Source organism: Virgifigura deserti (assembly GCA_003576685.1).
GTDB lineage: Bacteria > Pseudomonadota > Alphaproteobacteria > Dongiales > Dongiaceae > Virgifigura > Virgifigura deserti.
Window position 1 is genome coordinate 25,526 of the sequence record QOZR01000020.1, and the last position, 25,243, is coordinate 50,768.

Sequence of the window (25,243 nt, forward strand, 5' to 3'; positions counted from 1 at the left end):
GCGAAAAATTGCGTCAGGGGCCGGTCGGTGGGGCTGGTCGTGCGGCGTCGGATGCCCAGGACGTCAGCCGGTCTGCGCGTGGACGACCGAGAGGGGGCGCTGCGGCTCCCTTGCATCATGCACGACCTTTGTCCGCAGGGGCGGGAAGCTCGCGGTCGCCGTCGTGCCAACGCTCACTTGGCTGTGCAGTGCGAACGCGCCGCCATGTGCCTCGACAAGGAACTTGACCAAGGGCAGGCCCAAACCCGTCCCCTCATAACGCCGATCAAGGCCCGTCGAGGCCTGTTCGAACGGCTTCAGGACTCTTGCAAGGTCTGCTTCGGCAATGCCGATGCCGGTATCAATGATCGAGATATCCAAGCCGCCGTCGGTCGCCAGGGCCGCGCGAATCGTCACCTGTCCGCCCGGCTCGGTGAACTTGATAGCATTCGACAGCAGATTGCTGAGGATCTGCTTGAACAGGCGGGGGTCGGCCCGCAGTAACGGCAGGTGATCGGGCGCGTCCGCGACGATCGTAACGCGGCCCTCTGCGGCACGCTCCTTGACGAGCGTGACCGCACGGTCGATCGCCGCCGACAGCGCAATGTCCTCGTCCTGCAGATCGAGCTTCCCGGCCTCGATCTTCGCCAGGTCGAGGATGTCGTTGATGATTTGAAGCAGGTGGCCCGCGCTGTCATGGATATCCTCCAGATAGCCCAAGTAAGCGGGCGTCCCGATCGGGCCCAGGAGTTCGCCCTTCATGATCTCCGCGAACCCGAGCACCGCGTTCAACGGCGTGCGCAACTCATGGCTCATATTGGCCAGAAACTCGGTCTTCGCCTTGTTCGCGAGTTCGGCCTGTTCCTTGGCCTTCCTGAGATCCCTGATTGCGTGGAGGAGTTGCTGCTGAGCTTCTTCTGCCCGCCGCTCCGCTTCCTTCCGATCAGAAATATCTCGGATCGTTAGAAGGTAGCTCAACGCGTCCTCGCATCGCATCTCGGTGATCACGAGGTCTATCGGAAAAACCTGTTGATCCTTCCGGCATGCGAGGACTTCCCGCAGGAGTCCAGCCTCGCCGAGGAGGCTCGGCAAACCCGACGCCGTCTCCGGATGGCCGCTTCCGGTGTCGGCTACGAACCGGGCAAAGGGTTGACCTATCGCTTCCTTTGCGGGGATCACGAAGATCCTCTCCGCAGCCGGGTTGAAGGAACGGATAATACCGGCCGCATCGGTCACGATCAGCCCATCGAACGTGCTCTCGACAACACGGCGCATGCGCGCGTCCTGCCGGCGCAGCATGAAGCCCTGGGCCAGAAGCCGGAGGGCCTGCTCGTCGAGCCGGCTCACAAGGGCCGCACCGAAGCTGAGAAGGCAGGCCAGTAGGTAGGGTGCCGTATCGGGCAGAATCGGCCAGTAGGCTTGCAGCGGCACGGGCAGGACGAGGATGATCGCGTTGATCCCGATCAACGCGACGAGGCTGCGTCGCCATGGCCATCGGGAAAAGACCGGCGCCGTGGCCAGCAGAAGGAATCCTGTTCCGGCCAGCACTAGCCAGGCCGGCAACCGCTGAAGCGTCCGCCCTTGAAGAATCGACTCCGTAGCCAGTGCTTGGACAAGCGGTCCGGGCAACGCCAACCATAGCGGGGCGGGTGTCATGTCGCCAAGCTCGATGGCGCCTGCCCCGACGATGACCCGTTTGCCGGCCACCAACGCCCGGTCGAAATGCTCCTCCAGGACGTCGACATACGAGATCTGCGGTATCGTATCGGGTCGGATACCGTAGTCGACATAGAAGGCATCGGGAATCCGGGCGGGGACACCAGCAAGGACGACCGGCAGGGTTGCGATCGGATCCTCCCGCCAGGGTGCGCCCACCGCCATGCGGCGCACCAGCCCGTCCGACTCGGGCCGCACATTGACCGAGGCGAGATCGGCATTGACGCGAAGGTCGGACAGCGGCTCGGTGAAGAAGAGCCGCGGCTCTTGACCATCGATGCCGGGCTGGACAAAGACGGGGAGAATAACGCTGCCGTCGACCTCGGCGATGGCCCGTGCCAGCTCGCGATCCTCCTCATCCGTCGACCGAGAGCTGAAGTCGATATCCAGCGCGACCCGGCCGGCGCCGGCCGCCGCCAGCGCATCCAGCAGGCGTGCATGATAGCTGCGCGGCCAAGGCCAAGGGCCGAGCGCCTTGAGGGAGGCTGCGTCGATCAGGACCACGACCACCTCACCGGTCGCGGCGCGTTCCGCGAGCTGGAAGCGCGCGTCAACGAGGCGATGCTCGATGAACTCGAGCCTGCCGGAGAGATAAAGCGCCGCAACCACGAGGAAAATCAGGGCATGCGCCCAGCCGACGGTCCTCATGCCCGATCAGCCCGGCCGGATCATCGCTGCCGCGATTGCCGTTCCGGTCGGAGTGTCCAATGGCGGCTGGTTCATCGGGCCACCGCGATTTGCGCGTTTTCCCTTCTTGCCATTATCGCCCTTTCCGTGGCCGCTCTTTCCGCCGCCATCACTGGCGCCGCCGGCGCCAGCACCGTCGGCACCTCCGCCAGCACCTCCGCTAGCATCGCTTCCGCCAGCACTTCCGCCACCGCCAGCACCGCTACCGGCACCGCCATTGCTGGCGCCGCCACCGGCACTGCTACCGCTGCCGGCTGCCCCGACCGCCTTGCCGCTTCCCGTACCGCTGCTGGTGCTTCGACTGGCCTTGGATCCGACGCTACGGCCAGTGGCATCGGGCGCCCCGGCCGCGACGCCCAAGCCTTTCTTGCCCGAGTTGCTTGCATCCGGGCCGACCTCGGTGGCCGACCCGCTCATGGCGTCCGGGGCCGACGTGCTTGCCGGTGCCGCCGGGGCAGCGCCGGCCGGCGCGGCCGCAGCGGCACTGCTGACGGAGACGTCGCTGGCGGCCTTGGACGACACGCTGGCCGTCTGCCCGGCATTCACGTCAGCGCTCTTGCCGCTCGCCTTGGCGGAGACGCCGACGGTGCCTTCCGACACCGACACGCTGGCGTCCGTCTCGGAAACGTTGATCCCGAATGCCGTGCCTTTGACGACCGTCACCAAGAAGGGCGTGGTCACCTTGAAGGTTCTGGCGGGGCGCTTGTCGACACCGAAGAATGCCTCGCCGAAGCTCTGGATGATTTCCGTGGCCGTTGTCCCGTGCCCCTCGGCCGGTAAAGAGATGCGCGAACCTGGCAGGATATGAATGATGTCGCCGCCGCGCGTAATGGTGAGTCGTCCGTCGTCTCCGGTCCTGATCTCGGACGGCGCGAAGATTCGATCGTTCGCGCCAAGCTGCTGCCACGCACCGGAAGCGTCTCGCCCCGAGCGGACGCGAATGTCGCCGTTCGCTTGGAAGACGCTCCAAGGAGCGGACGAGGTCGCTGGCTCCTCTGCAAGGCCGGGCGAGATCGCGCCCGGAACGTCCAAGATCAGAACGAGAGAAACAAAAAGGAAAGATCGCGCTGCGTTCTTAAGAGATTGGGTTTGCATTAAAATCACCCACACTCTTGGTTGATTCGTTAAAGGTCTGGGAAGATTTTTTCTGACAGAAGTTTTGTATATATGGAATAAGGAGGCAATTTATATCTATGGTTATCTGACAATTTTATTAATGGCGAATTTTGTACTTATGCCATGCATTGCGGCGGGAAAATCATGTCTGGCACCCGAAACCGTCGATGACCGAGCTGATTCCATCGGCGGCGCCGCGCCGGAGTTCACGGCGCGGAGTGCCGTAGAGGCATTCACCCCATCATGTTCGATATCACGCGGGCGAACTGGCCGCATGCCCGGCGCGCCAGCTTCCCGGTTAGGTCCGTTCACCGGTGGAGGCGGTATCGGATACCCTCGTCGCCGTTTTCTGGAACGGCTCGCGATGCGGGGCCGGTTCATCAAAGACCTCGCGGAACGCCGCCGCCAGCGCCGCGTCGAGTTCGGGCATGCTGACCAGGATTCCGAGGTCGTGGAGCGATGTGACTCCGAACTGGGGCGCCTGGACGCCGCAGGGAACGATCCCGGAGAAATGCTCGAGCTCGGGATCGAGGTTGAGCGCGACCCCATGGAAGGTGACCCACTGCCGCACCCGGACACCGATCGCGGCGATCTTGTCCTCGCGGCTGCCGCGGGCGACCCAGATGCCCACCCGTCCGGGACGTCGCTCGCCGCGGACGTTGAAGCGGGCAAGCGTGCGGATCAGCCATTCCTCAAGGTCGTGGACGAACCGGCGGATGTCGGGGCCGCGCCGCTTGAGGTCCAGCATCACATAGCCGACGCGCTGGCCCGGCCCATGATAGGTGTATTGGCCGCCTCGGCCGGTCGCATGGACTGGAAACCGGTCCGGCCGCAGGAGATCGCCGGCGCGGGCGCTGGTGCCGGCTGTATAGAGCGGCGGATGCTCGAGCAGCCAAACCATTTCCGGCGCGGTTCCGGCTCGAACCGCTGCCACCCGCTCCTCCATCGCCGCAATCGCGGCGGGATAGGGAACCGGGGCGTCGCTGGCCCGCCACTCGATGGGAGGATTTGCCGATACCATAAGTAATCCGTGTTATGCGGGCCGGGACGGATGGTCGTGCTTGATCCCGCCTCAATGATTTGGTATTCCCCCGCATCACTCGATGGCAAGCCCGAAAGGACCTGCCGTCCGGTTGCGGTCGTGGCGGAACTGGTAGACGCGCAGCGTTGAGGTCGCTGTGGGAGAGATCCCGTGGAAGTTCGAGTCTTCTCGACCGCACCATCCCTGTAAGGAGCTCATGTCGGGCTCCATTTCTTTCTATCATCGTCGGATCTGCCCTCGAACCTGATCCGGGCGATCCGGGGCTGCCCGGACCGGCGGTTCGGGTCCCGCATGCGCGCGTCGGGCCGGCGCATGATCTCGAATAGTAAATGTCCTTAATTTTCTCTCCGTTACGCTCTGCGGCCATGGCGTAAGACCGGCTAAGGGATATAATCCGGCCGCCAAGTCGTTCCGGGAGATTATGATGGCCGATGATTTGCGCGAAAGCGCGCTCGAATACCACCGTTTTCCGACGCCGGGAAAGCTCGCCGTCGTCGCGACGAAACCTCTGGCCAACCAGCGCGACTTGGCGCTGGCCTACTCGCCCGGCGTGGCGGCTGCCTGCGACGCTATCGTCGCCGACCCGGCCGAAGCGGCGACGCTGACCCGGCGGGCCAATCTGGTCGCCGTCGTCACCAACGGCACGGCGGTGCTGGGGTTGGGAGCGATCGGTCCGCTCGCCGCCAAACCGGTGATGGAGGGCAAGGCGGTCCTGTTCAAGACCTTCGCCGGCATCGACGTCTTCGACATCGAAATCAACGAGGGCGACCCGGAGAAGCTGGCGGATATCGTCACCAGCCTGGAGCCGACCTTCGGCGGGATCAATCTCGAGGATATCAAGGCGCCGGAGTGCTTCGAAGTCGAGCGCCGGGTGCGCGACCGGATGCGGATTCCGGTGTTCCACGACGACCAGCACGGCACCGCGATCATCGTCGCCGCCGCGATCATCAACGGGCTGCGGGTGGTCGAGAAGCCGATCGAGCGCGTCAAGCTGGTCTGCTGCGGTGCGGGTGCTGCCGCGCTCGCCTGCCTCGACCTGTTGGTCAGCCTGGGCTTGCCCCGCGAGAACATCACGGTCGTCGATATCGCCGGCGTGGTCTATGAGGGCCGCACGGAGATGATGGATCCTTACAAGGCGCGCTATGCCGTCGCGACCAAGGCGCGAACCTTGGGCGATGTCATCGGCGGCGTGGACATCTTCCTCGGCCTGTCGGCGCCCGGGGTGCTGACACCCGAGATGGTGAAGGGCATGGCCGATCGGCCGTTGATCATGGCGCTCGCCAATCCGGTGCCGGAGATCATGCCGGAAGTAGCGCGGGAGGTCCGCCCCGACGCCGTGATCGCGACCGGCCGATCGGACTATCCGAACCAAGTCAACAATGTTCTCTGCTTTCCCTTCATCTTCCGCGGCGCGCTGGACGTTGGCGCGACGGCGATCAACGAGGAGATGAAGATCGCTTGCGTTCACGCGCTCGCCAATCTGGCCCATGCGGAGACCTCGGATATCGTCGCCGCGGCCTATGGCGGCCAGTCCTTCAGTTTCGGCCCCGACTATCTGATTCCGCGGCCGTTCGACCCGCGGCTGATCGTCGAGCTGGCGCCGGCGGTAGCGAAGGCGGCGATGGACAGCGGCGTCGCGACTCGGCCGATCGAAGACTTCGCCGCCTATCGCGAGCAGCTGAGCCAGTTCGTCTTCCGCTCCGCCCTGGTGATGAAGCCACTGTTCGAAAGTGCGCGGCGCGATCCGCGCCGGCTGGTCTATGCCGAGGGGGAAGAGGAGCGCGTGCTGCGGGCCGCGCAGACGGTGATCGACGAGAAACTGGCCAGACCCATCCTGATCGGCCGCCGCGACGTGGTGAGCCAGCGGATCGAGCGGTTCAAGCTGCGGCTGCGGCCGGACAAGGATTTCGATCTGGTCGACCCGCAGGGCGATCCGCGCTTCAACGAATATTGGACGCTCTACCACAGCCTGATGGAGCGGAAGGGTGTGACGCGGGACTATGCGCGCACCGTCGTGCGCACCCGTAACACGGTGATCGCCGCGCTGATGGTGAAGCGGGGTGAGGCGGACGCGATGATCTGCGGCACCATCGGCCGGTCGGAGCGGCATCTTCGCTATGTGCTCGACGTGATCGGGCTGCGGCCGGGCGTGCAGCATGCCGCGGCCCTGAACGTGCTGATCCTGTCGCGCGGCGCCTTCTTCATCTGCGACACGCAGGTCACGCCGGACCCGACGGCAAACGAGATCGCGGAGATGACCCTGCTGTCGGCCGACGTGGTGCGGCATTTCGGGATCGCGCCTAAGGTGGCGCTGCTGTCGCATTCGAATTTCGGGACCGCGGACACCCCGTCCGCGCGGAAGATGCGTGATGCTCTCGCCCTGATCGGTGAGCGGGCGCCCGAGCTCGAGATCGAGGGCGAGATGCACGGCGATTCGGCTATCGTGGAGGAAATCCGCCTGAAGCAGTTCCCGAGCTCGCGGCTCAAAGGCCAGGCGAACCTTCTCGTCATGCCGACGCTCGACGCGGCCAATATCTCCCTCGATCTGCTGCGTGCGCTGAGCGACGGGCTGTCGCTCGGGCCAATCCTACTGGGTATGGCCCAGCCCGTGCATATTCTCACGCCGACGGTCAGCGTCCGCGGAATCGTCAATATGAGCGCGCTCGCCGTCGTCGAGGCGCAGGCTGCGATGCGGCGGAAGGATGACTGGGTGCCGGTCGCGTCGGTGAAGGGCTGAAGGCGCGGAAAGACCAAGCGCATGGGAGAAACCGCGCCCGAGGATAAGCCGCCTGAGGACTCGGCGGCGGAACCCGAGGAGCTCTACGGCGTCTCCTCCGAGTGCGTTCGCGCGACGCGGGATGCGCTGGAGACGGAGGACGCGGCACGGGTCCAGGAGCTGATCGAGCCGCTGCACCCCGCCGACCTCGCCGACCTGCTGGAGCGCTTGAGCAGCGACGAGCGCGAACGGTTCATCGCGGCCACGCGGCACCGGATCGAGCCAGAGACGCTGAGCCACCTCGACGAGCGGGTGCGCGAGGAGGTGATCGAGCTGCTCGGCCCGCAACGGATCGCCGCCGCCCTGTCGGAGCTCGACAGCGACGACGCCGTCGATCTGCTCGAGGATCTAGACGAGGAGTCGAAGCGGCGGATCCTTGAGAGCATTCCCGCCGAGGAACGGGCGATCCTTGAGGAGGGGCTGACCTATCCCGAGGACAGCGCCGGCCGGATGATGCAGCGCGAGCTGGTGGCGGTCCCGTCCTTCTGGACCGTTGGCCAGACGATCGACTTCCTGCGTGCCAGCCACCAGCTGCCCGACGATTTCTATGATCTGTTCATCGTCGATCCGGCCTTTCGGCCGCTCGGCGCCGTGCCGCTCAGCCGGGTGATCCGGGCGAGGCGGGCGGTGAAACTGGCCGATCTGATGGAGACGGACTTGAGGACCGTCCCCGTGACGATGGACCAGGAGGCGGTGGCGCACCTGTTTCGCCAATATGGTCTGGTCTCCGCCCCTGTCGTGAGCGAGAGCGGCCGGCTCGTCGGCGTGATCACCGTGGACGACGTGGTTCACGTGATCGACGAGGAGGCGGAGGAGGACCTGATGGGTCTCGGCGGCGTCGGCGAGACGGACTTCCACGCGCCGGCAACGGAAACCGCCTGGCGCCGGCTGCGCTGGCTGCTCGTCACCCTGGTCAACACCGTGATCGCGTCGATTGTGATTTCGCAGTTCGAAGCGACCATCGAGGCGATCGTCGCGGTCGCGGTCCTGATGCCCATCGTCGCCGCGATGGGCGGCAATGCCGGGATGCAGGTGGTCACCGTGACGGTGCGGGCGCTGGCAACCCGTGACATGTCCCCGAAGGGCAATGTGTGGCGCCCCATCGCCAAGGAGCTGTTCGTCGCGATGATGAACGCGACGGTCTTCGCCGCCATCATGGGCAGCATTGCCGCCCTTTGGTTTGCGAGCATTCCGCTTGGAATCGTGCTCGGCGCGGCGATGATCTTCAACATGCTGTGGGCCGGGCTCGCCGGCACCGTCATTCCGGTGGTGCTGGCGCGTCTCGGGATGGATCCGGCGGTCAGCGCCGGCCCGTTCCTGACGACCACGACCGACGTGCTCGGCTTCTTCGTCTTTCTCGGCCTCGCCACCCTGTTCCTGCTCTGAGCGATATCAGAACGAGAGGCCCAGCTTGACCCCGGCGGCGAGTTCGCGGACGACCTCGTCTCGACCGAACAGGCGGGTGTCGATGGTGAAGTACCGCGCCGCGGCGCCGACATAGATCCTCTTTGTCACGTCGTAGTCGAGGCCGATTGCGACCTGCACCGCCGGCGCATAGTTGGAGTCGGAGAAACGGACCTCGCCGGTTTCGGACATAGGGGCGCCTGTAGTTATCTCGCTGTCGACTTCGCCTGCCGCTCGCGCAGCGCCGATGCCGAGCGCGGCATAGGGGTGGATGGCTCCGCCGTTGCGGCGGTAGGCGGCGTTTACCAGAATTGTGGTGATATCGAGCTCGAAATCGGCATCGACGGCCACGGATTGATCCGGGCCGCGGGCCGCGAGAGCGAGATCCGCCGAGTTCTCGATCCGCAGATATTCGAGCCCGAGCGAAAGATTTTCGTGGATCAGGCCATCGGCCCAGAACCCGATCGTGATTGTCGGCCCGGATCCGTTCACCGTGGAGACCGATTTTATCGACAGGCCGAACCTTTCGACGCTTTCGGAGAAGGTGACGTCATGGTCCCCATGCGCGATGCCGATACTCGTTTCGATACGGTAATCGGCGACAGCGGGAACGGAAGACACCAATAAACCGAGACAGACCGTTCCGGCGGAGAAGGAGAGGCGTCGGTATCCCATAGCCATTCCTCTTCAGCGGTTCCAATTCCGACTGCAGGTTTCACCTGATTTAGAAAAATTGGTGTCGCATATTATTTATCAAGGTTAATGGTTATTTTATTAGTTTATAATTCATTAATTAAATCATCATCTCTTCGTTTTCGCAATCAACGTCTGTAACCTATCGGTCTGACAATCGAACGGGATCGTCGCCCATGGCCGCCAACCGTTTCTCATCCCTCGACTTTGGACTCGGCGAGACCGCCGACATGCTGCGCGAAACGGTGCGGAGCTTCGCCGCCGCTGAGATCGCGCCGCGGGCGGCCGAGATCGATCGCAGCAATGCCTTCCCGATGGATCTGTGGCCGAAGCTCGGCGCTCTTGGCCTGCTCGGCATCACCGTGGAGGACGCCTATGGCGGTGCCGGCATGGGCTATCTCGAGCATGTCGTGACGATGGAGGAGATCAGCCGCGCCTCGGCCAGCGTGGGTTTAAGCTACGGTGCCCATTCGAACCTCTGCGTGAATCAGATTCGCCGCAACGGCACGGAGGCGCAGAAGCAGTGCTATCTGCCCGGGCTGATCGCCGGCACGCAGGTCGGTGCGCTGGCGATGAGCGAAACCGGCGCCGGCTCCGACGTGGTCGGCATGCGTACGCGCGCCGAGCGGCGCGGCGACCGCTTCATCCTCGATGGCGGCAAGATGTGGATCACCAACGGGCCCGACGCGGACGTGCTAGTGGTCTACGCCAAGACCGATCCCGCCGCCGGCGCGCGCGGCATCAGCGCCTTCATCCTTGAGAAGGGCATGGCGGGGTTCACCACCGCGCAGAAGCTCGACAAGCTCGGCATGCGCGGCTCCAACACCTGCGAGTTGGTGTTCGAGGCGTGCGAGGTGCCCGAAGCGAACCTGCTCGGCGCGGAGGGGGAGGGCGTGCGGGTGCTGATGAGCGGCCTCGACTACGAGCGGGCGGTGCTCGCCGGCGGGCCGCTCGGCATCATGCAGGCCTGCCTCGACACAGTGCTGCCCTACATTCACGAGCGCAAGCAGTTCGGCCAGCCGATCGGCGAGTTCCAGCTGATGCAGGCCAAGGTCGCCGACATGTACACGGTGATGAACGCGGCCAAGGCCTATGTCTATGCGGTGGCCAAGGCCTGCGACCGGGGCGAGACGACGCGCAAGGATGCTGCTGGCGCCATCCTGTTCGCCGCCGAGAAGGCGACCTGGATGGCGCTCGAGGCGATCCAAGCGCTGGGCGGCAACGGCTATATCAACGACTATCCGACCGGCCGGCTGTTGCGCGACGCCAAGCTCTATGAGATCGGCGCCGGCACCTCCGAGATCCGCCGCATGCTGATCGGCCGCGAGCTGTTCGCCGAGACGGCGTAGCTCGGATCCCGTCGGATACCACCCTCAGACCGGATGGTAATGCTCTACCGTCGGGAACGGGTCGTAGAAGTGATGCAGGAGCGCCTTCCATTCCTGATATTGCGGCGACCCGCGAAAGCCGACGGTATGGTCCTCCAGCCGCTGCCAGCGGATCAGCAGGATATAGCGGTTGGACCACTCCAGGCACCGTTGCAGCTCGTGCCCCTCATATCCCGGCATGCTGGCGATGATCGCCGATGCCTCGGCGAAGGCGGTCTCGAACGTCTCTGAGAGACCGGCCTTCACATCGAGTATCGCGACTTCGAGAATCATCGGGCGTTTCCTTCGCAGGGGTAAGGGGCAGCACATATCATAGCCCGCTTGTCATCCGCGGTCGCTGGTGTAGGCTCAGCCCGAGCGTCTTGAGGGAGGCTGTCATGGCTTTGGAAATGCGGGCGAATTGCGAGAAATGTCAGAGGGTGTTGCCGCCTGACGAAGGAGCCTATATCTGCAGCTATGAATGTACTTTCTGCTCCGACTGCAGCCTGCATATGGACCTCAGCTGCCCGAACTGCGGAGGCGAACTCGTTGCGCGACCGCGACGGGCGGTTCAGCAAATCCGTGATCGGCCGTAGCGAGACGTATTTCCAGAACTTGTGAGGGATTCCGCGATGCCAACCGTCCTGGTGACCGGCGCGAACCGCGGCATCGGCCTGGAGTTCGCCCGGCAATATGCGGCAGAAGGCTGGCGTGTCCACGCGACGGCCCGCCGTCCCGAAGAGGCCGGCGAGCTCGAGGTGGCCGCCGGCGACGTTCAGCTTTACAAGCTCGATGTCGCCGATGCGGCGCAGATCGCCGCTCTGGCGCAGCGGCTCGCGGGCGAGGCGGTGGATGTTCTGATCAATAATGCGGGCACGATCGGCTCGCGCGCCGGCTTCGGAGACACCGACGTCGAGCTATGGCTCGATGCCTTTCGAACGAACACGATCGCGCCGCTGAAGATGGCGGAGCACTTCATCGAGCATCTGGAGCGGGGTGGCCAGAAGCGGATCATAAGCCTGACCAGCCGAATGGGTAGCATCGCCGACAATACCGGCGGCGGGTACTACGTCTACCGGTCGAGCAAGGCGGGGCTGAACGCCGTCACCAAGAGCCTTGCGATCGACCTGGCCCCACGCGGCATCGTTGCCATCGTCTTTCATCCCGGCTGGGTACAGACGGAGATGGGCGGGTCGGGCGCGACACTGTCGCCGGCGGACAGCGTCCGCGCGATGCGCGCCAAGATCGCCGGCCTCCGACCGGAGGATAGCGGCTCCTTCTTCAACTACGATGGCAGCTATATTCCGTGGTGAATTGTCGAAATTGCTTTTTTCGCCCGATCAGGAGCGGCCGACTACTCGGGTCATGAGCTCGAGGAGATCCTTCTCGTCGTAAGGCTTCTCGAGGCAAGGGAGGCCGCGGAACCGCTCAGGGAACAGCGAGAGATCGTTGTAGCCGGTCGACAGGATGAAGGGGATGCCGCGTGCCAGAAGCTCGTCGGCGACCGGAAACACCTCGACACCGCCGAGGTTCACATCGAGCACGGCCCCGTCGACGGGCTGCGTCTGCAGGGCCTCGAGCGCCTGTTCCAGCTTGCCGACCGGGCCGACGACCTCGCATCCGAATCCCTGCAGCGACGCCTCGATCTCGAGGGCGACGATTCCCTCATCCTCGGCGACAAGAATGCGCAGGTTCTTTAGATCGTTGACGGCAGACTTGCCGGACATCTCAATTCTCTCACTAGCCTTCATCCATTATTACCGCATAAGGGCCGCAGGAGGGTGTTAAATTTGGGCAGAAGCGCATTTTGCCGCATGTTCGACCCGGCCCGAACGTAATAGCCGCGGGAGTGGAGACGAGCAAGGGCGATGACCGGAATTCGTGGCGTATTGTTGGATCTCGACGGCGTTCTTTATGTCGGCAATGATCTGCTTCCCGGCGCGCGCGAGGCCCTGGCGCGTCTCCGCGAGCGGCGGCTTCCTGTCCAGTTCGTCACCAACTCCACCCGCCGGCCGCGCCGCGCGATTCAGGCCGGTCTGTCGGCGATGGGGTTGAACCTGGGCGATGACGAGTTGGTTACGCCGGCGCGAGCGGCCTGCACCTGGCTGGGTGAGCGGCGCCTGTCGCCGCATCTGCTGATCCACCCGGATTTGCGGGAGGATTTCAACGGCCTTTCGTCGCCGGATGCGGAGGAGCCGGTGGATCGCCCAGCGAATCGTGCGGTGGTGGTCGGCGATGCCGGGGAGGGGTTTACCTATGAGGCCCTCAACCGGGCCTTCCGCCTGCTGATGGAGGGTGCGCCGTTTCTGGCCCTGGCCAAGAACCGCTATTTCCGGGAGGTGGACGGGCTCAGTCTCGATGCCGGGCCATTCGTAGCAGCGCTTGAGTTCGCCGGCGGGGTCACTGCCGAGGTGGTCGGCAAGCCGGCACCCGGCTTCTTTCATGCCGCGGTTACCGCGCTGGGTTGCGAGCCCGCGGAGGCTGTGATGGTCGGGGACGATGTCGAGGCTGACGTCGGCGGCGCCATCGCGGCTGGGCTTCAGGGCATTCTGGTCGAGACGGGCAAGTTCCGGGTGGAGGACAGGGCGCGGCTCCACCGGCACGGCGTGCTCGTCCGCGACATCGGCGCCGCGATCGACCGGATTCTCGCAGCCGCCTGATCGCTCTTGCCGCCGAATTCCATGACCTCGACGTTCTGAGCGGAACCGCGGCCGCGGCGCGCCGTTTATCAGGCATGGCGCTGTATTCCCTGAGGAGGAACCCGTGACAGCACATCTTTGGCGAGGGATGCGGGCGGCCGTCGATGCGGCGATCGCGGCCGACATCGCAAGGCGGGCCGGCTGTATTGCCCTGTTGGCGACCTTGACCCTCGGCGGGGGCTCCCCGGCGCCGGCGCAGACCGCGGCCGGGCCGGAGAGCTTCGCTGACCTTGTCGAGGCGAAGCTTCCTGCCGTGGTCAATGTCGCCGCGACCCAGAGCTCGGATGTGGCGGAAGGGGAGTCGGGAATGCCGCAGCTTCCACCGGGATCGCCATTCGAGGAGTTCTTCCGGGAGTTCTTCGGCGATCGGTTCGGCCAAGGTCAACGGCCAGGACCGGGACCAGGACCGGGACCAGGACCGGCGCCAGGACCAGGGCCCATGCCGCCATTCGGCGATCTGACGGCGGTGGGCTCCGGCTTCATCATCGACCCCGAAGGCTACATCGTGACGAACAACCATGTGGTCGCTGGCGCGGAGAGCGTGGTGGTCACCCTGCAGGACGAGACTGAGTTGGCGGCCGAGGTCGTCGGCCGCGACCCGCGGACCGATTTGGCGCTCCTGAAGGTCGAAGCCGAGGAGTCGCTGCCGGCGGTCGAATGGGGCGATTCGGACGCCATTCAGGTGGGTGACTGGGTCATGGCCGTCGGCAATCCCTTCGGCCTCGGCGGCACCGTCACCACCGGAATCATCTCGGCGCGCGCGCGGGACATCAATGCGGGCCCCTATGACGACTTCCTGCAGACCGACGCGTCGATCAACCAAGGCAACTCGGGCGGGCCGCTGTTCAGCATGGACGGCCGGGTGGTCGGCGTGAATACCGTGATCTTCTCGCCCTCGGGCGGCAATGTCGGGATCGGCTTCGCGGTGCCGTCCGCCATGGCCCAGCAGGTGATCGAGGAGTTGCGAGAGACCGGGACCGTTCGCCGCGGCTGGCTGGGGGTGCAGATTCAGCCCGTGACCGAGGACATTGCCGAAGCGATCGGACTCCAGGAGGAGCGCGGCGCCCTTGTGACGGATGTGCTCGAAGACAGCCCGGCATCGAAAGCCGGCTTCGAAGCGGGCGATGTGATCCTGACCTTCAACAATCAGGAAGTCGAGGATCCCCGCGAACTGCAACGGATCGTCGCTGAGACGCCGGTCGACGCGACCGTCGATATCGAAGTCTGGCGCAATGGCGAGCGGCAGACGCTGGACACGCAGATAGCCTTGCTGGAGGAGCAGGAGCAGCAGTTCGCGGCGACCGAAAGCGACCAGCCGAGCGAGCCCGAAGCCAAAACCGGCGCACTCGGGCTGTCGCTCGCCGAGCTCTCGCCGGAGCTGCGAGAGGAATTCGGCATCGCGCAGGAGACGAGGGGCGTTCTCGTGCTTGATGTCGACCGCAACAGCCCTGCTGCCGAGGAGAATATAGCCCCCGGTGATGTCATTACCAAAGTCGGCCGACGGGAGGTTTCGGAACCCAATGAGGTTGTCGCGGCAATCGAGGAGGCACGGCAGGCCCGGCAGGGATCCGTCCTTCTCCTTCGCGAACGCGATGGCAACCCGGCATTCGTCGCATTACCGACCGAGCCGGAGCGGGGCTGACGACGGGTATCGTTCGTAGAAGAGGATCTGGATGAGTCGGTTAGAGCGGGTGGTCCTCGTCTGGATCGCTCTGTTGGCGACGGTCTGGGTCGGCTACGACACTCTGCGTACCCAATGGTTGACTGCGGACGAGCCGCGTCCGATCAGCCCGCGTGCCACATTGTCGGAAATGGAGGAGACGGCGACGGAGATCTTTCAGCGGATATCGCCGTCCGTCGCCTATATCGTGACCCAGACCGCCGGCGGCCTCTTCCTGCCGCCCAGTACCGAGGCTCTCGGGGCCGGTTCCGGGTTTATCTGGGATGCGGCGGGCCACATCGTCACCAATCATCATGTCATTGCCGGCGCCGATCAGGTCGGCGTTCGGCTTGGCGGCGAAGAACTGTTGCGGGCGGAGGTGGTCGGGTCGACGGCCGACTACGATCTGGCGGTCCTGAGGCTGGTCGACAATCACCAGTCCCTGCAACCGATTCCGATCGGCAGTTCGGCCGACCTCCGGGTGGGGCAGACGACCTTCGCGATCGGTTCGCCCTACGGTCTCAGCCGCACACTGACGACAGGCGTGATCAGTGCGCTCGATCGGCGCCTGCCGGCCGGCGTGAACCGAGAGATCCGCGGCGTCATCCAAACCGACGCGGCGATCAATCCGGGCAATTCCGGTGGCCCCCTGCTCGATTCGGCGGGGCGGCTCATCGGCGTCAATACGGCGATCCTCTCCCAATCGGGTGCGTTCGCCGGGATCGGCTTTGCCGTGCCCGTCGACATCGTCAACCGGATCGTGCCGCAGATCATCAGGGACGGCTATGTTCCGCGGCCGGGTATCGGCATCACGACGCTGCCCGAAGAGCTTGCCGCACAGGTCGACGTGCAAGGCGTCGTAGTCGCCGGCGTGAGTTCGGGATCACCGGCACAGGAGGCCGGGCTGCAGGGGATCGACCAGGCCACCGGACAACTCGGTGACGTCATCACCCACATCAACGGCAAGCGCGTCCTGACCGTGCCCGATCTCGTCGCAGAGCTGACCGACATCGGCGTCGGAAACGAGGCGAGGCTCACCGTCCGGCGCGACGGGGAATCGCGCGAAGTGACGCTGACGGTTATGGACATCAGCGCCTAACTCAGGGGCGGTTGGATGTTGCCGGCGCCGTGCGTCCTTCGAGACGCCCGTTTCGCAGGTTCCTCAGGATGAGGAACGCTGTGTCAAACCCAATCGTCCTCATGCCGAGCTTGTCGAAGCATGAGCTTCCTCACCCTGAGTTCGCCGAATGCGATAGTCCTGCGGGGAGTAGCGCATATTGCGCTGCGGTGGCGAATGGCCGAGACTGCCGACACCTACGCTGGAGATTGTGAATGGCCTCGCCGATCGATTTCTATTTCGACTTTTCTTCGCCTTATGGCTATCTCGCCTCGACGCGGATCGAGGATATCGCGGAGCGGCATGGGCGGACAGTCCAGTGGCGACCTTTCCTGCTCGGCGCCGCGTTCAAGACCACGGGACAGAGCCCGCTCACGGAGCAGCCGCTGCGCGGTGCCTACCACCGCCGCGATTTCGCCCGGTCGGCCCGGCTGTTGGGTGTGCCGTTCCGGTTGCCGGATCCGTTCCCCTTTGCGGCCGTAGCACCGTCGCGTGCCTTCTATTGGCTGGCGGACCGCGATCCGGATACGGCAAAGGCCTTGGCGCATGCGGTGTTCGAGGCGGCTTTCGTAAAAGGCCGGGCCGTCACTTCGGCTGAATTCGTGGCCGAGCTCGGTGCTTCCATCGGTATCGAGCGGGCGGCGTTGCATGTGGCGCTCGATGATCCGGCGGTGAAGGCACGACTCCGATCCGAAACCGATGCCGCACTGGCTTCAGGAGCCTTCGGGTCGCCTTTCATCTTCGTCGACGGCGAGCCGTTCTGGGGTAGCGACCGCCTCGACCAGGTCGATCGCTGGCTCGCGACCGGTGGCTGGTAAACTCCCCAGGAGCGCTATCCGTTATCCCGGAACCCGGGATAAAGCATCATTCCGCCGTCGATATAGAGCGTGGTTCCGGTGATGTAATCCGCTTCGTCCGAGGCGAGCCAGACGGCGGCCTTGGCGACGTCCTCGACCTCGCCGACCCGACCGTAGGGAATGAGCTTGAGGAGTTTCTGCTCCGCCTTCGAGGTCGACCAAGCGGCCCTGTTAATCGCCGTCCTGATGGCACCCGGCGCGATGGCGTTGACCCGAATCCGGTGGTGCGCCACCTCCTGCGCCAGACTCTTCATCATCATCTGAATGCCGCCTTTCGAGGCCGCGTAATTGATGTGCCCGGCCCAGGGAATCACATCATGGACGGAGCTGATGCAGATGATCTTGCCGGTCGCCCGCGAGACCTCCGGCACCGATCCGCGCCGCAGGAACTCGGCAACCGCCCGCTTGGCGCAGAGGAACTGGCCACCCAGATTCACCTCCAGGACCTTCCGCCAGTCGGCCAGGCTCATCTCGGCGAGCGGGGCATCCTTCTGAATCCCGGCGTTGGCGACGAGGATATCCAGGGTGCCGAAATTCGCGATGGACTGGCCGAACAGGCGCTCGACCTCCTCTTCCTTCGAGACGTCGGCCTTGAGCGCGATTGCCTCGCCGCCGGCCGTACGAATCGTCTCGGCGAGTTCCTCCGCCTCGTCCCGCTCGGAGTGATAGTTGATCGCCACCGCCGCTCCGGCATCCGCCATGGCCCGTGCAATCCCGTATCCTATGCCGGAGCTGGCACCGGTCACGAGGGCCTTCTGCCCGACCAGAAGCTCTCCCATCGAATTCCTCTTCTGTCGTCCGGTTGCTCGGAGGTTGATCAGCGAGGGGCCTCGCGCATCGGCGACAGACCTACTACGATAACTCGGCACCCCGCAGGTCTGTTCCCAAGGCCGATGCTCCGGGAGTCAGGCCGCTTAACCCTCGTTCAGCACCGCCGCATAGAGCGGCCTATCGATGTTTCCGCCCGATAGCACAAGGCCGACACGCTTGCCCGCCATCGTGTCGCGTTCCTTGAGCAGCGCAGCGAGCGGCGCCGCACCGGCGCCTTCGGCCAGATTGTGCGTGTCGGTGAAGTAGGCGCGCATCGCCGCCTTGATCTCGCCCTCGCTCACCGTGACGATGCGTTCGGCGCCGCGAAGGATCGCGTCCAGCGCTTCCGGAACGGGCACGCGGCAGGCCATGCCGTCCGCGATCGTGTCGGCGGCGTTCGTCGAGACCGGTGTCCCACGCTCGAAGGAGAGTGCATAGGCGGCGGCGTTCTCGGCGGCGACGCCGACGATCTTGGTCTTGCTGCCAAGTGCGTCGCGGGCCGCGATAGTCGCGCAGATCCCCGATCCCAGCCCAATCGGGACATAGACCGTGTCCAGATCCGGCGCGTCGCCCAGGAATTCCAGGCCATAGCTTGCGACGCCGCGAACCAGCCAGGGGTGGAACGAGCGGAGCGGGTGCAGGCGACGCTCCTCGGCAAGCGCCATCGCATATTCATACGCGGCCTGGAAGTCATGCCCATGCTCGATCAGCTCGACGCCCAGCGCCCGCATGGCCCGGTTCTTCTCGACGCTGTTGCCGTGCGGCACGACGATGACCGCCGGAACGCCCGCGCGCCGCGCCGCGAAGCCGACGCTCTGCCCGTGATTGCCGCGCGTCGCGGTGATCACGCTAGCAATGTCCGGCTCCCGGCGCGCCAGCTCGGCCATGTAGGTCAGACCGCCGCGGATCTTGAAGGCGCCGATCGGCGTGTGGTTCTCATGCTTGACCCAGACTTCGGCTCCGGCCCGCTCGCTGAGCAGCGGCCAGCAGATCTGCGGGGTCGGCGGCATCACCGCGTGCACGATTTCCGCGGCTGCTTCGAGATCGGACAGGTTGGACATGTCACCTTCCCCATGGCGTGGATTGGGCTGGATGTGATGAATGCATTCTCGGCAAGCTCCGCCGCGGCACAAGATCGAAGATGTCGCCATACAATCGACGGCAATGCTACGATCGATGGTGGAACTGGAGATGGGTGCTGCTTGGGGGCGAAGGCGGAATGGGTGTTTTGCAGACGACCGTCGATCGGCATGGCGAGGAATTCCGTCGGAATGCGGCGGCGATGTCGAGCCTCGTGGCGGACCTGAAGGAGTCGGTCGCGACGATTCGCGAAGGCGGCGGCGCGGCCGCGCGCGAGCGGCATTTGGCGCGCGGCAAGCTGCTGCCCCGCGAGCGCGTGCGCCTGCTTCTCGACGGCGGATCGCCCTTCCTCGAGCTGTCCCAGCTCGCGGCGTTCGGACTTTATGGCGGCGAGGTGCCGGCGGCCGGTATCATTACCGGCATCGGCCAGGTGAGCGGCCGGGAATGCATGATCGTCGCGAACGATGCGACCGTGAAGGGCGGCACCTATTTTCCGATCACCGTGAAGAAGCATCTGCGGGCACAGGAGATCGCCGAGCAGAACCGTCTGCCCTGCATCTATCTGGTCGATTCGGGCGGTGCCAACCTGCCGAACCAGGACGAGGTCTTTCCCGACCGCGACCATTTCGGCCGTATCTTCTTCAATCAGGCGCGGATGTCGGGGAAGGGAATTCCACAGATCGCCGCAGTGATGGGTTCCTGCACGGCGGGCGGCGCCTATGTCCCGGCGATGTCGGATGAGAGCATCATCGTCGCCAATCAGGGCACGATCTTCCTCGGCGGGCCGCCGCTGGTGAAGGCGGCGACGGGCGAGGTGGTGAGCGCCGAAGAGCTCGGCGGAGCGGAAGTTCACAGCCGCACCTCCGGCGTGGCGGACCATTATGCGCATGACGATGCGCATGCGCTGGCGATCGTCCGGCGCATCGTCGCCAATTTGAACATCGTGAAGCAGCCCGCGCTCGACCTTCAGCCGTCGCGTGACCCTGGCTACGATCCGGCGGAAATTTATGGGATCGTTCCAGCCGATCCGCGCAAACCTTACGATGTTCGCGAGGTGATCGCGCGGATCGTCGACGGCAGCGAGTTCGACGAGTTCAAGCGGCTTTATGGCGCCACGCTCGTCTGCGGCTTCGCCCGAGTCTTCGGATATCCCGTCGGCATCGTCGCGAACAACGGAATCCTGTTTTCCGAGTCGGCGCTCAAGGGCGCGCATTTCATCGAGCTCTGCGCGCAGCGCGGCATTCCTCTGGTCTTTCTGCAGAATATCACCGGCTTCATGGTCGGACGGAAATACGAGGCTGGGGGCATCGCGAAGGACGGGGCGAAGATGGTCACGGCCGTCGCCTGCGCGGCCGTTCCGAAGCTCACGCTGCTGATCGGCGGCAGCTTCGGGGCGGGCAATTACGGCATGTGCGGCCGCGCCTTCTCACCTCGTTTTCTATGGATGTGGCCGAATGCGCGGATCTCGGTGATGGGCGGCGAGCAGGCGGCAAACGTCCTCGCGCAGGTGAAGCGGGACAATTTGGAGGCTCGCGGCGAGGCTTGGTCCGCAGAGGCCGAGGAAGCCTTCAAGGCGCCGATTCGCGAACAATATGAGAAGCAGGGCCATCCTTACTATGCCAGCGCCCGGCTGTGGGACGACGGCGTCATCGATCCCGCGGAGAGCCGCATGGTCCTCGGCCTGGGCCTCTCCGCCGCGCTGAACGCGCCGATCGAGAAGACAGCGTTCGGCCTGTTCCGGATGTAGCGGCTATGGCAGAACCGATGCTCCTACGGGACAGGGCGGCCAACGGTGTTGCGACGCTGCGACTGAACCGGCCGGAGGTTCACAACGCCTTCAACGGTGCGCTGATCGCCGAACTGACGGAGGCGCTGCGGGAACTCGATGCCGATGCCGCGGTCCGCGCGGTCGTGCTCGCCGCGAACGGGCCGAGCTTTTCGGCCGGCGCCGACCTGCAGTGGATGCGGCGCATGGCCGGCTATTCGACCCTTGAGAACGAGGCCGATGCCCGTGCGCTCGCCGACCTCATGCGGACGCTGGACCGGCTGGCCAAGCCGACGGTGGCGGTGGTGCAGGGGGCGGCTTTCGGCGGTGGCGTCGGCCTCGTTGCCTGCTGCGACATCGCGCTCGCCGCCGATCATGCGACCTTCGCCCTCTCCGAGGTCCGGCTGGGACTCATTCCGGCGGTGATCTCACCCTATGTGATGGGGGCGATTGGCGCGCGCGCAGCGCGGCGCTACTTTCTGACCGGGGAGCGCTTCGACGCGGCCGAGGCGCGGCGGCTCGGACTCGTGCAGGAGGTCGTGCCCGCGGTCGATCTGCCGCAGACATTGGGCCGGATCCTGACGATGCTGGCCCAGGGCGGGCCGGTCGCGCAGGCGGCGGCGAAGCGGCTCATTGCCGATCTGGCAGGCCGGCCGCTCGATGACGGCTTGGTCGAGGACACGGCAAAACGCATCGCCCGCATCCGTGCCGGCGAGGAAGGTCGGGACGGGGTCTCGGCCTTTCTCGAGAAGCGCAAACCGGGCTGGATCCCGCGGGAGTAGGGCCTTGTTCGAGAAGATTCTGATCGCCAATCGCGGCGAGATCGCCTGCCGGATCATCCGAACGGCCCGGCGCCTCGGCATCCGAACCGTCGCGGTCTATTCGGAGGCCGATGCGCAGGCGCCGCATGTCGCCATGGCCGACGAGGCCGTCCTGCTCGGTCCGGCCGCGGCACGCGAGAGTTACCTCCGCATCGACCGCATCATCGAGGCGGCGCGGCGCACCGGGGCGGAGGCCGTGCATCCCGGCTATGGCTTCCTGTCGGAGAACGCCGATTTTGCCGAGGCCTGCGCCGCGGCGAGGCTGATATTCATCGGGCCGCCTGCCTCGGCCATCCGCGCGATGGGATCGAAGCAGGAGGCGAAGGCGCTCATGGAGCAGGCCGGCGTGCCTATCGTGCCCGGCTATCACGGGGCCGATCAGGATGAAGGAACGCTGCTGAGGGCGGCGAAGGAGATTGGTTTCCCGGTCCTGATCAAGGCCTCCGCGGGCGGCGGCGGAAAGGGCATGCGGCGCGTCGACCGGGCCTCGGCCTTTGCGGCGGAACTCGCCGCGGCCAAGCGCGAGGCGCTCTCGGCCTTCGGCGACGACCGGGTGCTGATCGAGAAGTTCATCGCGCAGCCGCGGCATATCGAAGTGCAGATCTTCGCCGACGGTCAGGGCAACCTGGTGCATCTGTTCGAGCGCGACTGTTCGATACAGCGCCGCTATCAGAAGGTGGTGGAGGAGGCGCCGGCCTTCGGCCTGACTCCCGAACAGCGCCGCGAGATCGGGGCGACCGCAATTGCTGCTGCGCGCGCGGTCGGATATGTCGGCGCTGGAACGGTCGAGTTCATTGTCGGCGAGTCCGGCAGCGTCTATTTCATGGAAATGAATACGCGCCTGCAAGTCGAGCACCCCGTGACAGAAATGGTGACCGGCCAGGATCTGGTCGAATGGCAGCTTCGGGTGGCCGCCGGCGAGGTTCTGCCGCTGACCCAGGATCGAATCGTCCTCGCCGGCCATGCGATCGAGGCCCGGCTCTATGCGGAGGATCCGGCGCGCGGCTTTCTGCCTTCGGTCGGGCGCCTCGTCCACTTCCATCTGCCGCCGGAGAGCTTCAATCTGCGCACCGACAGCGGCGTGCGGCAGGGTGACGAGGTGTCGATCCACTATGATGCGATGCTGGCGAAGATCGTCGTCTGGGACGAGAATCGGCCGGCGGCGGTACGCCGCCTGCGCAAGACTCTGTCGTCCTGCGAAATCATCGGGGTTGCCAGCAATCTCGATTGGCTCGCCGCGCTGACGCGCCATCCGCGATTCGAGGAGGGCGCGGTCGATACCGGCTTCATCGAGCGCCACGAAACCGAGATCGCCGCTCCGCCGGCGCCACCGATCGACATCGTCCTGGCGCTCGCGAGCCTTCATGTCCTGCTGCGACGAGAGGAGGACGCGAAGGCGCGCGCCCGGCGGGTCGTCGATTCCTGGTCGCCGTGGCACTCCGCGACCGGATGGCGGCTCAACGGCGACGCGCGAAGCGTTCTACGCTTCCGCCGCGGAGATGTGGAGTTCGAGATCGCCGCGATCGCGCAACCCGACGGCGTTCGCCTGACGCTGCCCAAGGGATCGATTACGGTATGGGGCGCGTTGGAGGAAGCAGGCGAACTCCGCGCCGATCTCGATGGTCGACGGTTGACCGCCACGGTCGTGCGGCAGGCGAATCTCCTGACCGTTCTGCTCGACGGCGCGAGCGATCGGCTCGAACTGCTGGACCCGCTGGCCCTGACCGCCGTGGCGGAAGCCCCGTCCGGCCGGCTGACTGCGCCGATGCCGGGACGGATCGTCGAAGTTCTTGCCAGGCCGGGTGAGACGGTGAAGCGGGGCGCCGCGCTGATCGTGCTCGAGGCGATGAAGATGGAGCATACGATCGGCGCTCCATCCGATGGTGCCGTGGCCGAGCTGCATTATTCGGTCGGCGATCTGGTCGAGGAGGGGACGACGCTGCTCTCCTTCACCGTCGCGGAGGCCGGCCAATGAATCGCTTTCCCGCCCGGGTCAAGATGGTCGAGGTGGGTCCGCGCGACGGGCTGCAGAACGAAGCCGCCTTCCTGCCCACTGCGACCAAGATCGAGCTGATCGATCGGCTGGCGGCGACCGGGCTGCAGGTCGTCGAAGCGACCAGCTTCGTCTCGCCGCGCCGCGTTCCGCAGATGGCCGACAGCCGGGAGGTGATGGCGGGCATCGCGCGGCGGCCCGGCGTCAGTTATCCGGTGCTCGTGCCGAACATGCAAGGCTTCGAGGCGGCGATGGCGGCGGACGTGCGCGAGATCGCCATCTTCGGTGCCGCGTCGGAAAGCTTCTCGCAACGGAACATCAACTGTTCGATCGAGGAAAGCCTAGCGCGCTTCGCTCCAGTCTGTGCCGCGGCGGCGAAGGGTGGGATCCGCGTGCGCGGCTATGTCTCCTGCGTGCTCGGCTGCCCTTATGAAGGCGCGGTGGCGCCGCAGCAGGTCGCGGCGGTCGCGGCGCGCTTGCTGGAGCTGAGCTGTTACGAGATTTCCCTCGGCGATACGATCGGCGTCGGGACGCCGGGCAAGGCCATGGCGATGATCGAGGCCGTGGCCGAACGCGTGCCGCGCGACCGGCTGGCCGTTCATTTCCACGACACCTACGGCCAGGCGTTGGCGAACATCCTGGCGGCGCTGGAATGCGGCGTCGCTACCGTCGACAGCTCGGTGGCCGGACTCGGCGGATGCCCTTATGCTGTAGGCGCAACCGGCAATGTGGCGAGCGAGGACGTGCTCTACATGCTTTCGGGACTGGAGATCGAGACGGGTGTCGATCTGCCGTCGCTCGTCGCTGCCGGGCGTTTCATCGCGCAGGCGCTGGGGCGACCACCGGCATCGAAAGTATCCCTGGCTTTGGCGGGGCGGGCGCCGTAAAGCTGGTGTGACGCGCCGGATTGCAAGGGCCGGGAGATCATGACCGTTCATCTCGTCAAGCTTTGCGTCGGAACTGACAGCATCGAGAGCCTGCGCCAGTGGCAGGAGGAGCGCCTGGCCGACCTGCGTCGGCAGGGCAAGCAGCCGCTGCTGCGGCACTGCACCCGAAGCATGCCGAAGCGGCGCGAGGAGGTGCTTGCGGGCGGCTCCCTCTACTGGGTCATCAAGGGATGGGTCCGGGTCCGGCAGCCTATTGTCGGGCTGGAGGCATCGCTGGACGAGGAGGGGCGGTCCTGTTGCGCGATCCAGTACGATACGACGCTCGTGCCGACCATTCCGCGGGCGTGGCGGCCGTTTCAGGGATGGCGCTATCTCGAATGCGCCGATGCGCCGCCGGATCTGGACGGCGGAGCCGAAAGTGCGTGGGGTGCCGGCGATCAAGACCCGCCGGTCGAGATGCTGGCGGAGCTGCGATCGCTGGGGCTCCTCTGACGGCCTGTCTTTCTCCCGCCGGCCCGAAGGGCGGGCGGCATAAAGGGGCAACAGGCGCCTTGAAAAGCGTTCGATAGAGGGTTATTTAAGGGTGTACCGAGGCGGTTGCGGCGGTGGCCGCATGTTGGAGCGTCGGCTCTGGGCTTCGGTTCAAATAAATTGCTAAAAGCGTTTGACACATTCTGTGTGAGGGGCGTATAAGCCCGCTCCGCGACACGGTGGGCCGGCTTGATCGGCGGCGGTGTCGCCGGGACAGGAGCCTGGTTGCAACTGGGTGTTTCG

Annotated in this window: 22 protein-coding genes, 1 tRNA gene and 1 pseudogene; 15 read left to right on the forward strand and 9 right to left on the reverse strand. The window is 65.4% G+C overall.

Annotation, left to right across the window (positions count from 1 at the left end; all coding sequences use genetic code 11):
* Window positions 1–63: 63 nt before the first annotated feature.
* The 4 genes and pseudogenes from DT069_RS23565 to lipB form a co-directional block, all read right to left on the reverse strand.
* Window positions 64–2,343: a CHASE2 domain-containing protein gene (locus DT069_RS23565; protein ID WP_119462797.1), complete on the reverse strand. Its 2,280-nt coding sequence runs from the start codon at window positions 2,341–2,343 to the stop codon at window positions 64–66.
* Window positions 2,344–2,414: 71 nt separating this feature from the next.
* On the reverse strand, window positions 2,415–2,600 hold the full coding sequence (locus tag DT069_RS25115) for a hypothetical protein (protein WP_425450505.1): 186 nt from the start codon (window positions 2,598–2,600) through the stop codon (window positions 2,415–2,417).
* 424 nt (window positions 2,601–3,024) lie between these two features.
* Window positions 3,025–3,477: pseudogene (locus DT069_RS25120) on the reverse strand (FecR domain-containing protein); the annotation flags it as partial.
* 319 nt (window positions 3,478–3,796) lie between these two features.
* A complete protein-coding gene (lipB, locus tag DT069_RS23575; RefSeq protein ID WP_119462799.1) occupies window positions 3,797–4,519 on the reverse strand; it encodes a lipoyl(octanoyl) transferase LipB in 723 nt (240 codons plus the stop codon).
* 114 nt (window positions 4,520–4,633) lie between these two features.
* On the opposite strand from lipB, the gene DT069_RS23580 reads away from it, so the two are divergent.
* The 3 genes from DT069_RS23580 (at window position 4,634) to mgtE (ending at window position 8,702) form a co-directional block, all read left to right on the forward strand.
* Window positions 4,634–4,720: transfer RNA gene (locus DT069_RS23580), tRNA-Leu, on the forward strand.
* A gap of 244 nt (window positions 4,721–4,964) precedes the next feature.
* Window positions 4,965–7,277 carry an NADP-dependent malic enzyme gene (locus tag DT069_RS23585; protein WP_119462800.1) on the forward strand — a complete coding sequence of 771 codons (2,313 nt, stop codon included), beginning with the start codon at window positions 4,965–4,967 and terminating at the stop codon, window positions 7,275–7,277.
* A 21-nt stretch (window positions 7,278–7,298) separates the two neighbouring features.
* Window positions 7,299–8,702, forward strand: coding sequence for a magnesium transporter (gene mgtE / locus DT069_RS23590; RefSeq protein WP_119462801.1), 1,404 nt, complete (start codon window positions 7,299–7,301; stop codon window positions 8,700–8,702).
* Between the two features lie 6 nt (window positions 8,703–8,708).
* Here the strand turns inward: mgtE and DT069_RS23595 are convergent, their stop codons facing one another.
* A complete protein-coding gene (locus DT069_RS23595) occupies window positions 8,709–9,401 on the reverse strand; it encodes an outer membrane protein (RefSeq protein WP_119462802.1) in 693 nt (230 codons plus the stop codon).
* Between the two features lie 188 nt (window positions 9,402–9,589).
* Here DT069_RS23595 and DT069_RS23600 point away from each other — a divergent pair, with 188 nt between their 5' ends.
* Window positions 9,590–10,762 carry an isovaleryl-CoA dehydrogenase gene (locus DT069_RS23600; protein ID WP_119462803.1) on the forward strand — a complete coding sequence of 391 codons (1,173 nt, stop codon included), beginning with the start codon at window positions 9,590–9,592 and terminating at the stop codon, window positions 10,760–10,762.
* A gap of 24 nt (window positions 10,763–10,786) precedes the next feature.
* On the opposite strand, the gene DT069_RS23605 is transcribed toward DT069_RS23600, so the two are convergent.
* Complete coding sequence (locus DT069_RS23605; protein ID WP_119462804.1) at window positions 10,787–11,074, reverse strand: antibiotic biosynthesis monooxygenase family protein; 288 nt, start codon at window positions 11,072–11,074, stop codon at window positions 10,787–10,789.
* 116 nt (window positions 11,075–11,190) lie between these two features.
* On the opposite strand from DT069_RS23605, the gene DT069_RS23610 reads away from it, so the two are divergent.
* Together DT069_RS23610 and DT069_RS23615 are read left to right on the forward strand one after the other, a co-directional pair.
* A complete protein-coding gene (locus tag DT069_RS23610) occupies window positions 11,191–11,376 on the forward strand; it encodes a DUF1272 domain-containing protein (protein ID WP_425450504.1) in 186 nt (61 codons plus the stop codon).
* 36 nt (window positions 11,377–11,412) lie between these two features.
* Window positions 11,413–12,093: an SDR family oxidoreductase gene (locus tag DT069_RS23615; protein ID WP_119462806.1), complete on the forward strand. Its 681-nt coding sequence runs from the start codon at window positions 11,413–11,415 to the stop codon at window positions 12,091–12,093.
* Between the two features lie 27 nt (window positions 12,094–12,120).
* Here DT069_RS23615 and DT069_RS23620 read toward each other — a convergent pair whose 3' ends face one another.
* On the reverse strand, window positions 12,121–12,507 hold the full coding sequence (locus tag DT069_RS23620) for a response regulator (RefSeq protein WP_119462807.1): 387 nt from the start codon (window positions 12,505–12,507) through the stop codon (window positions 12,121–12,123).
* A 141-nt stretch (window positions 12,508–12,648) separates the two neighbouring features.
* On the opposite strand from DT069_RS23620, the gene DT069_RS23625 reads away from it, so the two are divergent.
* The 4 genes from DT069_RS23625 (at window position 12,649) to DT069_RS23640 (ending at window position 17,074) form a co-directional block, all read left to right on the forward strand.
* Window positions 12,649–13,440 (forward strand): TIGR01458 family HAD-type hydrolase, encoded by a 792-nt coding sequence (locus DT069_RS23625; protein WP_119462808.1) that lies wholly within the window; start codon window positions 12,649–12,651, stop codon window positions 13,438–13,440.
* A 103-nt stretch (window positions 13,441–13,543) separates the two neighbouring features.
* Window positions 13,544–15,121 carry a DegQ family serine endoprotease gene (locus DT069_RS23630; protein WP_425450503.1) on the forward strand — a complete coding sequence of 526 codons (1,578 nt, stop codon included), beginning with the start codon at window positions 13,544–13,546 and terminating at the stop codon, window positions 15,119–15,121.
* A 31-nt stretch (window positions 15,122–15,152) separates the two neighbouring features.
* A complete protein-coding gene (locus DT069_RS23635) occupies window positions 15,153–16,238 on the forward strand; it encodes a S1C family serine protease (RefSeq protein ID WP_119462810.1) in 1,086 nt (361 codons plus the stop codon).
* A 233-nt stretch (window positions 16,239–16,471) separates the two neighbouring features.
* Window positions 16,472–17,074 carry a 2-hydroxychromene-2-carboxylate isomerase gene (locus DT069_RS23640; RefSeq protein ID WP_119462811.1) on the forward strand — a complete coding sequence of 201 codons (603 nt, stop codon included), beginning with the start codon at window positions 16,472–16,474 and terminating at the stop codon, window positions 17,072–17,074.
* A gap of 14 nt (window positions 17,075–17,088) precedes the next feature.
* On the opposite strand, the gene DT069_RS23645 is transcribed toward DT069_RS23640, so the two are convergent.
* Complete coding sequence (locus DT069_RS23645; protein WP_119462812.1) at window positions 17,089–17,892, reverse strand: SDR family oxidoreductase; 804 nt, start codon at window positions 17,890–17,892, stop codon at window positions 17,089–17,091.
* A gap of 135 nt (window positions 17,893–18,027) precedes the next feature.
* Window positions 18,028–18,984 carry a threonine dehydratase gene (locus DT069_RS23650; RefSeq protein ID WP_119462813.1) on the reverse strand — a complete coding sequence of 319 codons (957 nt, stop codon included), beginning with the start codon at window positions 18,982–18,984 and terminating at the stop codon, window positions 18,028–18,030.
* A gap of 158 nt (window positions 18,985–19,142) precedes the next feature.
* On the opposite strand from DT069_RS23650, the gene DT069_RS23655 reads away from it, so the two are divergent.
* From DT069_RS23655 to DT069_RS23675, 5 genes are read left to right on the forward strand one after another with little or no spacing between them, the layout of a single operon-like run.
* Window positions 19,143–20,750 carry a carboxyl transferase domain-containing protein gene (locus DT069_RS23655; protein ID WP_119462814.1) on the forward strand — a complete coding sequence of 536 codons (1,608 nt, stop codon included), beginning with the start codon at window positions 19,143–19,145 and terminating at the stop codon, window positions 20,748–20,750.
* A gap of 5 nt (window positions 20,751–20,755) precedes the next feature.
* On the forward strand, window positions 20,756–21,550 hold the full coding sequence (locus DT069_RS23660) for an enoyl-CoA hydratase/isomerase family protein (RefSeq protein WP_119462815.1): 795 nt from the start codon (window positions 20,756–20,758) through the stop codon (window positions 21,548–21,550).
* Window positions 21,551–21,554: 4 nt separating this feature from the next.
* The gene (locus DT069_RS23665) at window positions 21,555–23,564 is read left to right on the forward strand and encodes an acetyl/propionyl/methylcrotonyl-CoA carboxylase subunit alpha (protein WP_119462816.1); all 2,010 of its coding nucleotides are present in this window, start codon (window positions 21,555–21,557) and stop codon (window positions 23,562–23,564) included.
* Window positions 23,561–24,469 carry a hydroxymethylglutaryl-CoA lyase gene (locus DT069_RS23670; protein WP_119462817.1) on the forward strand — a complete coding sequence of 303 codons (909 nt, stop codon included), beginning with the start codon at window positions 23,561–23,563 and terminating at the stop codon, window positions 24,467–24,469. The genes DT069_RS23665 and DT069_RS23670 overlap by 4 nt, the downstream gene beginning before the upstream one ends.
* Before the next feature lie 39 nt (window positions 24,470–24,508).
* Window positions 24,509–24,961, forward strand: a complete 453-nt coding sequence (locus tag DT069_RS23675; protein WP_119462818.1) for a DUF1489 family protein — start codon at window positions 24,509–24,511, stop codon at window positions 24,959–24,961.
* Window positions 24,962–25,243: the final 282 nt, after the last annotated feature.